This window comes from Lentisphaera profundi (genome assembly GCF_028728065.1).
GTDB classification, from domain to species: domain Bacteria; phylum Verrucomicrobiota; class Lentisphaeria; order Lentisphaerales; family Lentisphaeraceae; genus Lentisphaera; species Lentisphaera profundi.
In genome coordinates, this window is sequence record NZ_CP117812.1 from 812,588 (window position 1) to 824,168 (window position 11,581).

At 37.1% G+C, this 11,581-nt stretch carries 12 protein-coding genes; all 12 read left to right on the plus strand.

The features are described 5' to 3' along the window. Positions 1-48: 48 nt before the first annotated feature. Positions 49-393 (plus strand): HopJ type III effector protein, encoded by a 345-nt coding sequence (locus PQO03_RS14845; protein ID WP_274153973.1) that lies wholly within the window; start codon positions 49-51, stop codon positions 391-393. Between the two features lie 147 nt (positions 394-540). Then, on the plus strand, positions 541-966 hold the full coding sequence (rplM, locus tag PQO03_RS14850) for a 50S ribosomal protein L13 (protein WP_274153974.1): 426 nt from the start codon (positions 541-543) through the stop codon (positions 964-966). A 10-nt stretch (positions 967-976) separates the two neighbouring features. Further along, positions 977-1,369, plus strand: a complete 393-nt coding sequence (gene rpsI, locus PQO03_RS14855; protein ID WP_274153975.1) for a 30S ribosomal protein S9 — start codon at positions 977-979, stop codon at positions 1,367-1,369. Positions 1,370-1,455: 86 nt separating this feature from the next. Further along, the gene (gene argC, locus PQO03_RS14860) at positions 1,456-2,499 is read left to right on the plus strand and encodes an N-acetyl-gamma-glutamyl-phosphate reductase (RefSeq protein WP_274153976.1); all 1,044 of its coding nucleotides are present in this window, start codon (positions 1,456-1,458) and stop codon (positions 2,497-2,499) included. A 10-nt stretch (positions 2,500-2,509) separates the two neighbouring features. Continuing rightward, positions 2,510-3,385 (plus strand): acetylglutamate kinase, encoded by an 876-nt coding sequence (gene argB, locus PQO03_RS14865; protein WP_274153977.1) that lies wholly within the window; start codon positions 2,510-2,512, stop codon positions 3,383-3,385. A 9-nt stretch (positions 3,386-3,394) separates the two neighbouring features. Beyond that, the gene (locus tag PQO03_RS14870) at positions 3,395-4,573 is read left to right on the plus strand and encodes an aspartate aminotransferase family protein (protein WP_274153978.1); all 1,179 of its coding nucleotides are present in this window, start codon (positions 3,395-3,397) and stop codon (positions 4,571-4,573) included. Beyond that, positions 4,566-5,465: an ornithine carbamoyltransferase gene (argF, locus tag PQO03_RS14875; RefSeq protein ID WP_274153979.1), complete on the plus strand. Its 900-nt coding sequence runs from the start codon at positions 4,566-4,568 to the stop codon at positions 5,463-5,465. Before PQO03_RS14870 ends, argF begins: the two co-directional genes overlap by 8 nt. A gap of 507 nt (positions 5,466-5,972) precedes the next feature. Further along, positions 5,973-7,100 carry a glycosyltransferase gene (locus PQO03_RS14880; protein WP_274153980.1) on the plus strand — a complete coding sequence of 376 codons (1,128 nt, stop codon included), beginning with the start codon at positions 5,973-5,975 and terminating at the stop codon, positions 7,098-7,100. A 107-nt stretch (positions 7,101-7,207) separates the two neighbouring features. Further along, positions 7,208-8,254: a CDP-glycerol glycerophosphotransferase family protein gene (locus tag PQO03_RS14885; protein ID WP_274153981.1), complete on the plus strand. Its 1,047-nt coding sequence runs from the start codon at positions 7,208-7,210 to the stop codon at positions 8,252-8,254. Beyond that, a complete protein-coding gene (locus tag PQO03_RS14890) occupies positions 8,251-8,949 on the plus strand; it encodes a sulfotransferase family 2 domain-containing protein (protein WP_274153982.1) in 699 nt (232 codons plus the stop codon). The genes PQO03_RS14885 and PQO03_RS14890 overlap by 4 nt, the downstream gene beginning before the upstream one ends. Before the next feature lie 22 nt (positions 8,950-8,971). Then, a complete protein-coding gene (locus tag PQO03_RS14895; protein ID WP_274153983.1) occupies positions 8,972-10,129 on the plus strand; it encodes a hypothetical protein in 1,158 nt (385 codons plus the stop codon). A gap of 99 nt (positions 10,130-10,228) precedes the next feature. After that, positions 10,229-11,383 carry a hypothetical protein gene (locus PQO03_RS14900; RefSeq protein ID WP_274153984.1) on the plus strand — a complete coding sequence of 385 codons (1,155 nt, stop codon included), beginning with the start codon at positions 10,229-10,231 and terminating at the stop codon, positions 11,381-11,383. The last annotated feature ends 198 nt before the right edge of the window (positions 11,384-11,581 follow it).

An 11,581-nucleotide genomic window follows, 5' to 3' on the forward strand; every position in this document is an offset into this window, starting at 1 on the left:
TCAAATTTGGTCTTCTAAGACTGAAAATATTTATATCAAGGTATTATGATGAAGTTGCAAGAATTTTTAGATAAAGTGAAAAGTCGTCCTAAAAAAATTGAGTTTGCTGAAACGATTAAAGTGATTGAAGAAAATTATAATTTCAAAGAAACGACTTTTGAAAATGGTGAACTGGTTAATGTTGCTGGTGAAAATAGTGGTTCTTGCAAAGTTTTTTCTTTTGCTAAGATGCACGACTTATCCCAAGACGAAACTTTAGCCCTTTTCGGGATTTATTATCGTGCAGATGTACTGTCTTACCCTGATGGATGTGACCATCCTAATATTCGTCAGTTTATGAAGTCTGGTTGGGCAGGGCTTAAATATTCCGGAGAAGCTTTAAGCGCTAAGTAAAAGTGCCCAAACTGAAGTCAAAATAAAATTATCTATTTGACTTAAAAGAGTTGACAAGTAGGGGATTTCTATTACTGTTGGTTTCTCTTATTTCAGCCTTGCTGGAATATGCTTTAATAATTAAGAAACAACTGGATACAAGATACAATGAAAACTTACCTTCCTATAGCCTCAGAGTTTGAGCGCAAATGGCTAGTGTTTGATGCCGAAGAGCAAGTGCTTGGTAGACTGGCTGTTAAAGTCGCTAACGCATTGCGCGGTAAAGACGAGCCTACATACACACCTCATATGGATTGCGGCGCTAACGTTATCGTTATCAACGCAGACAAAGTAAAACTTACTGGTAGAAAAGAAACTGAAAAAACTTACATCGGCCACACAGGCTGGGTAGGTGGTCAAACTGTTACTACTCCTGAAGAAGTAAGAGAGAAAGATTCTACTCGTTTAGTACTATGGGCTGTAAAAGGCATGTTAGATGATGGTCGCTTAGGTCGTAGCACTTTTAAGAAACTTCACGTCTATGCTGGTGCAGCACATCCACACGAGGCTCAAAAGCCTGTAAAAGTAAACTAAGAGAGTCGATATGTCTACAGAAGAAATTTGGGCCACTGGCCGTCGTAAAAGCGCTATCGCTCGTGTGAAACTCACTAAAGGCAGTGGTGTTATCACTATTAACAAGCAGAAGCTTGAAGAATATTTCCCGCAAGAACAATTGCGTAACTACTTAGCGCAGCCTATCACAGCTACAGGTACAGAGGGTCAATTTGACATCTTTGTTAACCTTCATGGCGGTGGTAAAGTTGGTCAAGCAGGTGCATTGCGTCACGGTATTTCCCGCGCAATCCTTGCTTATGATGAAGATGTTCGTTCAGTACTCAAGCAAAGCGGTCTCTTGACTCGTGATGCTCGTGTTAAAGAACGTCAAAAACCAGGTCAGCCTGGCGCACGTAAACGCTTCCAGTTCTCCAAGCGTTAATAGAAGTTCATGCTTTAAGGAGCCCCGAGCTTTCGCTTTGGGGCTTTTTTGTTTTTCTCAGATAAGTTTAAATTAAGGTTTATAAAATGAGCGATCATCAGGTCGGTAAAATTAAGGCAGCTATCGTAGGTGCCAGTGGATATAGCGGTGAAGAATTATTGAGATTGCTTGTTAGGCATGCTCAAGTAGAGATTGTGTGCCTTACTTCACGCCAGTATGCCGGCCGACCAGTTGGAGATGTGTTTCCTCGTTTTACAGGCTTAGATTTAAACTTTTCTTCTCCGTCAATTGATGAAATTGCGGAAAGCGCAGATGTGGCTTTCTTGGCATTACCACATGGTGTAGCAGCAGAATTTGCTATTCCCCTCGTAGAAAAAGGCGTCAAAGTTATTGATATCTCTGCTGACTTTCGTCTCAAGTCTACGGAAAAGTACTTAAAGTATTATAATGCGGAACATCCAGCTCCTGACTTGTTGAAGCAGGCAGTTTATGGTGCACCGGAACGCAGAAAAGAAGAAATTAAAAAAGCCAATCTAATTGCCTGTCCAGGTTGTTACCCCACGAGTATTTCTTTGCCCTTGATTCCCTTGCTGAAAGCAAAGTTGATCTCGAGTGAAGGTATTATATGTAGCTCAATGTCAGGCGTTAGTGGTGCAGGGCGTAAAGTTGACCTGCCTTTTATTTTCCCTGAATGCAATGAGAGTGTACGCCCTTATGCAGTCGCGGGTCATAGACATTTGCCTGAGATTGAGCAAGAGCTTGCCGAAGCAGCTGGTCTGGAAGATATGGCGATTAACTTTATCCCTCACTTAGTGCCGATCAATCGTGGTATTCATTCAACGATTATTGCGAAGCTCAAAGAAGGTGTAAGTGCTGATCAGATTCGTCAAGTTTGGAATGATTACTATGCGGATGCAGCTTTTGTGAGAGTTTTACCTGCGGGACGTTTGGCGGATACTAAGAACGTGACTTTGACAAATTTTTGTGAGATAGCTTGTGTGACAGATGATCATACAGGAAACGTAATTTTGAGTTCAGCAATCGATAATTTGACGAAAGGTGCTGCTGGTCAAGCAGTGCAAAATATGAATATAGTTTTTGGCTTTGATGAAAAAGCCGCCTTGTTATAGGACTTTACACATGGAAAAAATGATTGAGAAAGCGGCTTTATTAATTGAAGCTTTGCCTTATATCCAAGAATTTCGCGATGAAATTGTCGTCGTCAAATTCGGTGGTAGTGCTATGGAAAAACCTGAACTTATAGAATCTGTTTTACGAGATGTAGTACTGATGGAATGTATTGGTATGAAGCCGGTTATTGTTCACGGTGGTGGCAAAGCTATTTCGGCAAGATTAGAAAGCATGGGTTTAGAAGTGAAGCGAACGGGTGGTATGCGCCATACTTGTGATGTGACTATTGATGTAGTAGACGATGTTTTGCACAATGAAGTCAATAGCCATTTACTCGAGCTCTTAGCGAAGCACAAAGGTAAAGCTCGACGCGTATCTGGTAAAGATATTCTCAAAGCAGAAAAATTGTTTGTCAAAGATCCTGAAACTGGTGAAGATGTAGATGTAGGCTTTGTGGGTAACGTTAGCGAAGTCGATGCTGAGTATATTCATGATATCATTGAAGCAGGAGTCATTCCAGTCATTACGCCACTCGCCAAAGATGCGAAGGGTCATACTTATAATATTAATGCAGATATCGCGGCAGCCAAAATTGCTGAGTCGATTCAAGCCCGTAAGCTCGTTTTTCTTTCGGATGTCCCAGGTCTTTTGAGTGATCCTAAGGATGAGAAAACTTTGATTAATACGATTAAAGTTCATGAAGTTGAAGAATACATTGCCGATGGAACAATTTCCGGTGGTATGTTGCCGAAAATTTTGAGCGCTGTAGATGCTTTGAAAGTAGGAACAAAAAAAGTCCACATGATTGATGGACGTATGCAGCACTCGCTTTTACTCGAGATTTTCACTGATAGTGGTGTTGGAACAGAGATTTTAGCTGACTAGGAGAAGGTCATGACGATTAGAGAGAAATACGAAGAATTTATTTTAGGGACTTACAAGCCTTCGATTTTATTTGAAAAGGGCGAGGGTTCCTATCTTTGGGATGAAACAGGAAAGAAATATCTCGACTGTTCTTCCGGCATTAGTGTTTGCAATATTGGTCATGCTCATAAGGGCGTGGCGAAAGCGATTTCAGAGCAAGCCAGTAAGCTTTTACATGTATCCAATATATTTATGACGGCGAATGCACCTTTGCTTGCCGAGAAAATATCGAAGAGTAGCTTTGGGGGTAAAGTCTTTTTTGCCAATAGTGGCGCAGAAGCTAATGAAGGCATGATTAAGTTTGCTCGTAAATGGGGTTCTACTAAGGGACGCCATGAAATCATTTGTATGGAAGACTCCTTTCACGGGCGTACTTTAGCAGCTTTGGCGGCGACAGGACGTAGTCAGTATAGAGTAGGTTTTGGTCCGGATCTTCAAGGCTTCCATCACGTTCCCTATGGCGATATTGCCGCAATCAAAGAAAAGTTATCTGGAAAAACAGCTGCTATTATGCTTGAAACTGTATTAGGTGAGGGTGGTGTAAAACCAGCCAAGACTGAATTCATTCAAGCGGTTCGTGAGCTTTGTGATCAAGAAGGCATCTTAATGATGTGTGATGAAGTTCAAACCGGTATGGGCCGTACAGGTAAAATGTTCGGTTATCAAAATTTTGGTATAGAACCGGATGTGATGTCAATGGCGAAAGCCTTAGGCAATGGTATGCCTATTGGTGCTTTTGAAGTCCAGAAGAAGTACGAAGGTATTTTAGTTCCAGGAACGCATGCAACGACTTTTGGTGGTACACCTTTGGCTTGTGCTGCGGGTTTAGCCGTATTTGACGCCTTTGAAAAAGAAAATGTATTAGCTAACTGCAATAAGCAGGGAACTAAGTTTATGCAGGCCTTCAATGAAATGAAAACGAAGTATGATTTCATTTCTGATGTTCGAGGCTTGGGATTAATGATTGGTATTGATGTTGAAATACCAACTGCCGATGTTTTGGGCAAAGCCACTGAAAAAGGCTTAGTCTTATTAACTGCAGGTGAAAAAACAGTGCGTCTTCTTCCTATGTTAACAATTACTGATGAGGAAGTAGAGCAAGCAATTCAAATTATAAGTGAAATTTTCGAGGAGTTGAACCGTGGCTAAAGACTTGATGAATTTATTGGACCTCACAAAAGGGGAATTAAGAGAAGTTTTGGATCTCGCACACAAATATCGCGAAGATCGTACACTAGATAATACATCTTTATCAGGTAAGACTATCGGTCTTATTTTTTTGAAAAACTCAACGCGTACACGCGTGTCTTTTGAGACAGGTGTTAATCAGCTTGGTGGCTACCCCATGTACATGGATCAAAATAGCCTTCAGCTCGGCCGTGGTGAGTCTTTCGTAGATACGGCTAAGGTTCTTAGCCGTTACCTTGATGGCATTGTCATTCGTGGTCATAAGCATGAAGATATCAAAGCTTTTGCCGATGCCTGTACAATCCCAGTAATAAACGCTTTAACAGATACTTTCCATCCTTGCCAGCTCTTAGCTGATATGCAGTTGATAGAAGCTACTAGTGGTCATTTAGAAGGCGTTAAAGTCGCCTTCATGGGTGATTGCGCCTCCAATATGGCTCTTTCGTGGATTTACGCCGCTCACATGACCGGTATGGAACTCACCCTCGGTGGACCAGAGGGCTATTTGCCTTCAGAAGAATTTTTAGCATCAATTGGCAATCCAAGTAATATCAAAGTGACAACTGATGCAAAAGCAGCCGCAAAAGATGTGGATTATATCTACACCGACGTATGGGTGAGTATGGGTTTTGAAGAAGAGGCCAAAGATCGCCTTGCGAGCTTCGCACCTTATCAAGTCAATATGGACCTACTCTCAGTAGCGAAAACCGATGTCAAAGTTATGCATTGCCTACCCGCTTACCGCGATAAAGAAGTCAGCGCAGAAGTCATTGACGGACCTCATTCAATTATCTGGGATCAAGCAGAGAATCGCCTCCACGCTCAAAAAGCGGTAATGAAACTCAAGTTTTAAGATTAGTAAACTCACAAAATAAAAAATGCCACTGAACTCAGTGGCATTTTTTATGTATAGGATAGATTGGGTTATGTATCAATTTATTTGGATGTAAATACCTCTGATCAAATATACTACAGCAGAATAGGACGGTACTTTGATGAATGGTGACCAAAATCACTATAGGTATTTAGTGAGGAATGGTGAACGGATGAGGCTAATGACCATCTAGATATATGACTCGACCAGGATTTATGACTTAGAGCTATTGATATAATGCTTTCCAGTCGACTGTTGGAGCATCTGTGATTATGCCTTCCACCTGTCCGCGCACATTGATTTCATGTTAACTGTATGTGAATTAGTTCTACTATATTATATTAGGTAAAACAACGGGGAAGGAGAGGGGGTGTTCGAGTTGTTTTGAATATATAGTTTAAGCTAAGATTTTTAAGTATTTAAACTATTAATTATCATCCTTAAATGTAGATTGCACTACACTCACTTTAATATGGAAATCAGAAATTGAACAGAAAAAATGTATTGTTATTGTGTCACTCATATTCGACCCCATTTTTAAGTGTGGCGGTACAGTATTCCTATCTGTTTGAGGGCAAAGATATTAACTTGGTGGTCGTTTTTATAAAAGGAGAGCCGTCCACTGATGTGGCAGATGAGCTCTATGCTGACAAAGTCTTGTTTTTAAATCAGTCTACAGCAAGTTTAAAAGGCTTGAAACAAGAAGCCATAAAGAAACTTCGAGCTATAAATGATAGCTATAACTTTGATTTTTGCGTCGCTCATCGATATAAGTCTATGTATATCTCTTTGAGATGTGGTATTTACACCATAGGTGTAAGCCATATTGATGGTGTATTTTCTGGTTGGAAACGAAAGCTTTTTGCCTACTATTTTAAGGATAAGCTAAGCTTACTAGGGGTTTCTAAAGCCATTAGAGATGATATGCGTAAGTCACTTCCGCTCTTTCCCGAAGAAAAAATTGATTTTTTATATAATAGTCTGAATTTTGATAAAATTCGTGAAGCTCAGTTAAGTAAAAATGGCGCAAGATCATTTTTGGGCTTATCAGAGGATGTTTTTGTTTTTGCGAATGTTGGCAGAGTACACGAAGATAAAGATCAAAAGACTTTGATTAAAGCTTTTTCTTTAGTAAGTGAAAAGATGCCAAGCGCAATTTTAATCATTGTTGGTGAAGGCAGGTTGATGTCAGCGTTAAAGGCACAAGTTCAAGAATTAAATTTAGAGAGTCGAGTAAAGCTTCTTGGGAATATACCAGAAGCAGTGAAATACTTTAAAGCTTTTGATTGTTTTGTCTTGAGTTCAATTCGTGAAGGTCTACCAGTTGCAATACTCGAGGCTTATGCGGCGAAAGTTCCTCCAATCGCATCATTATGTAATGGCAATACAGAAGCTATTGAGGGCTTAAATGTAGGTTTCCCCATAGGAGATGCTCAAGCTTTGAGTGAGCTATTGTTGAGTTCCTATGAAAGAAGCGAAATAGATAAAGAAGTTTTCATTAGTAAAATAGATGAAAAAATTGAGAAGTATTTTACTGCTGAGGCCGTAAATATTGCATTCTGGAAGCTTAGAGTTATTCAAAGTCTTGTAGATACTGATATTGAAAAGGTTTAGTTATGGGCTTATCTAGCTATAAAGCGATTGAGCGAATATTAGTATCAGTCAATAAAAAAATAGCTAAACTTTTGCATAAACTGAAGCCCTATGAAGGTGATGTTTGGTTGATTGGTGGTGTTGGTGCAAAAACTTATTGTGATAATTCATGTACCTTTTTTGAGTACCTGATGAATGAAACGGGGCAAAAAGCCTATTATGTTTTAAGTAAACACTCAAAAGATTTAGAAAAAGTACGCAAGCTTGGTCCCGTTTTGTATAAGGATAGCATTAAGGCAAATTATTTTAGCTTAAGTGCAAAAGCCTTAGTTTTTTCTTCGGGTCTAAAAGGGGATATTGTACGTATTAATGAAAAGTACCTTAGTCGGGCAGTGAAGGTGAATTTACAGCATGGCGTATTTGGCTTAAAAAATAATACAATCAAATACGAAGCGGACTTTTCGGTGACATGTGGAGAAGAAGAGGCCAAGTTAAAGGCGCCTCTCTTAGGAAAAGGGCAGGAGTTAATTTTAACAGGATTTCCACAGCATGACAAATTAATAACTGAATCAATAAAAATAACTCCAGATAAAAAAACCATTTTTTATATGCCAACCTGGCGAGAGTGGTTTGTGGGTAAAGATTCTTTTAAAGAGAGTGATTTCTATGCGAATTTTACCTCATTTTTAACAAACCCCCGCTTATTAGCCTTTTTAAGGGAAAATGGAATCAAAATCAACTGTTATTTACATAGGAATAATATGAAATATTATTCCGACTTGCCTGATGACTTATTTAATGAAAATATTTGTTTGCTTCCAGAGAATACTAATATACAGCAGCAGATCCTTATTAGTTCTTTGCTTATTACGGATTATTCATCAGTAAGTTGGGAGTTTTTATTGCTCAAAAAAGGAGTGATTTTTTATCAGTTTGATCAAAGTGAATACTTAAAACAACGTGGGAGTTTATTGGATTTTGATAAAGGCATTTTTGGCCCCATATGCAAAAGCGCTGATGAGTGTATTGATTTGCTAATGGAGTCTACGGAAAGTGGTTATGATAAGCTATTAGATCTTTCTTGGAGAGATAAGTTTTTTACTCATTATGATGGTAAAAATTGTGAACGTATATATAAAAAAATATTAATTGAACTTGCCAGGTGTAAAAAATGATTTGTCATGAATTAAAATGTGTTTTTGTACACATACCAAAAGTAGCAGGTACGAGTATAGAAAAAGCTTTTTTACAGCATTTGAAAATACTGAGAGAGGATGGAGCTCAGCTTTTAATACAAAAAAATGCTGATCCTTTAAAAGGGCCACCGCACTTGCAGCATATGACGGCAGAGGAATATCTCAAGTATGGTTATTTAACTCAAGAACAATTCGATAGTTACTTCAAGTTTACTTTTGTTAGAGACCCCTATGAGCGTATAGTCTCGGAATATCGCTATCGTCGCTTTTATAATGAGTATGATTTTAAAAGCTACCTAACAAAAAACTTTCCTGGTCCTATGGATGATGATTATGTGAATTATTTGGATTATTACCGCCATATTATGCCACAATCAGATTTCATCTATAATGAAAAGGGCGAATTACTTGTAGATTTCATAGGTCGATTTGAGAACATTGAAGATGATTTCAAGAAAATCTGTGAACATTTACAGGTGAAACTTGAATTGCCAAAATCTAATAAATCCAAAAATAAAAAATCATTGTTTTTAAGGCTTAAGAAAATATTTAATAAAAACCTCATGTATAGCTATAGTCATGATCAGTATTATTGTGATGATACTTTGTCTTTTATGAAAGACTATTATAAAAAAGATTTTGAAATGTTGAACTATCATTTTCGTCAAACTTAATATATAGGATCCTTGATTGATAATGGAAAAATTTGAAACATTGTATCTTCATATAGGAACGCGTAAAACGGGAACGACAGTTTTACAAAATTTTTTTTATGATAATAAAGAACTGCTGATGAAGAAGGGGATTTTATATCCTACATCGGACTTGTTAATGAGAAAGGGAACAACGCATCATCATAGAGTGGTGGAGAATAAAAGGGTAGATGGAATCCGGACTAGAGAGCAGATCTTGGAAGAGAAATCTAAGGCTAAGGTTTGTTTGATATCTAGTGAGATTTTGGAGGATTTTAGAGACAATACAGATCGTCTTCAAGAGCTTTTTAAGCTGGCCGTAAACATTAAGGTTATCGTTTATCTTCGTAGGCAGGACTCTTACTTAGAGTCTTTATATTGTCAGAAAATCAAAATGAGGCGTTGTAAGTCGGATATTTATGATTTTGAAGATGAGGTCTGCTTAGATTATTGTATTCTTCTCGATTTTTGGTCTGGACTCGTAGGAAAGGAAAATATAATCGTTCGTCCTTATGAGAAAGAGCATTTTGTGGGGGCTAATATTTTTGATGACTTCTTAAGCATATTTAACTTACGTAGCGTAGAAGGATTTAGGATCCTAAAAAGTTTTTCAAACCCTTCATTAGATAGCGCAGCTTTGGAGTTCAGGAGATTAGTTAATTTTTTGGAATTACCACGAGATCTACATGTTAAAGTTGGTAGGTTACTGGAGGTAAGATCCTTGGATTTAGGAAAAGATAAAACTTTCTCGGATCATGGTATCTTGACGACACAAGAAAAAATTACTTATATAAAAAAATATGAAGAAAGTAATAATAGTATTGCTAAAGAGTTCCTCAAAACTGACGTTTTATTTACCGCAGAACTTCCAAGGTTTCTAGATAAAGATAAAGATAAAGAAACGGACTGTCTATCTGTAGCTAGGATTGAAGAGATAGTGAAATATTTGCTTGATGAAGATTCCGACTTAGTTTCGATTTTAAGTATTTATTTACAGGTATATTTGAAGATCGGTTTAGTTGATGAGTATGTAATGGATAAAATGAATATTATGTTTCAAATAATGAATACTTATAATGAAAATAAAAAATCAATATTTGTATCTAGTATGTTTAAACGTTATTGGATCTATTTAAAGATGAAGCGTAAGCTTCATGGCTAGATTTGTTTGAAATGGCAAACGTTATTTATCAAGCGGTTAAAAAATTTAAAAAATCGAACAATAATTTCATCAAAATATTTAGAAGGTTTTTAGTGTATAATGAAAAAATTTGAAACATTATATCTCCATATAGGTACCCGTAAAACGGGTACGACAGTCATTCAAAATTACTGTCGTGATAATAAAGAACTACTCATGGAAAATGGTATTTTGTATCCAACATCAGACCTTGTGATGAAGCATGACGCATCAAATCATCATCTACTTTTTAGGTCAAAAACTGACGATTTCTCAGAAATTAGACAGGAGATTTTAGCAAATAAAAATACTGCTAAGGTGTGCTTGATATCTAGTGAACTGTTAGAGGATATAAACCGAGACCCTAGACGCACTAAAGAATTGTGTGGCCTAGCAAAAAAAGTGAAAGTTATCGTCTATTTACGTAGGCAGGAATCCTATTTAGAATCTTCATTTTGCCAAAAAATTAAACTACAGGATTTTAAATCTACTATTGATGAGCATGGGGGCGATATCTGTTTAGATTATAGTATTCTTCTTGAGTTTTGGTCTGAGATGGTGGGTAAAGAAAATGTAATCGTTCGCCCCTATGAAAAGGGACAGTTTGTTAATGGCAATATTTTTGATGACTTCTTAAATATTTTTGGCCTAAAAAATTCAGAAGGATTTAAAGTCCTTAAAAGTTTTACTAATCCATCATTAGATCTAGGTGCCTTGGAGTTTAAAAGAGTGCTTAACTACTTGGGTTTAACTAAGAGTATCAGTTTTAAAACTGCAAAAGTTTTGGAAAAGCGTGCGTTGAATTTAGGAAAAAATAAAGCTTTTTCCGATCACGGTATTCTGACGACAAAAGAAAAGCTTAACTACATAAAAAAATATGAAGAAAGTAATAATAGTATTGCTAAAGAGTTTCTTAAAACTGAGATTTTATTTAAAGTAGAGTTGCCAAAAATCTCCGATGCAGATATAGAGCAAAAAATAGATTTTTTATGCGATAAAACAATTAAAGATATCGTTGATTATTTAATTAAAGAAAATCCTGAGCTCGTATCGAATTTAATTATTTATCTACAGGTATATTTAAAATATTTTGCAGAGGATAGCTATGTTATTGAGAAAATGCAACTTATTTTAGATGCCTTAATTGTAGGCTCTGTGGATCCTAAAGCTATATTTATTAAGGAGTTTTTTCGCCGTCGAAAAGTCTATTCAAGAATGAAAAAGAAACTCATATAAAATTCTCTTTTATGATCAGGGCTGGTCGGGAACCCGGCTGTCTTAGCTCGATAATGTTTTATGACATTGTGCTTTGTTGCTGTATAAAAAATGATAATCAAATATATACAATAGCGTGTTCGATAATTATTAGCCGATGAAGAGCAGTAGAGGTCTGGAGTTATGATAGCCTTTGTCCTCATTTAAGCGCTGTGGTGA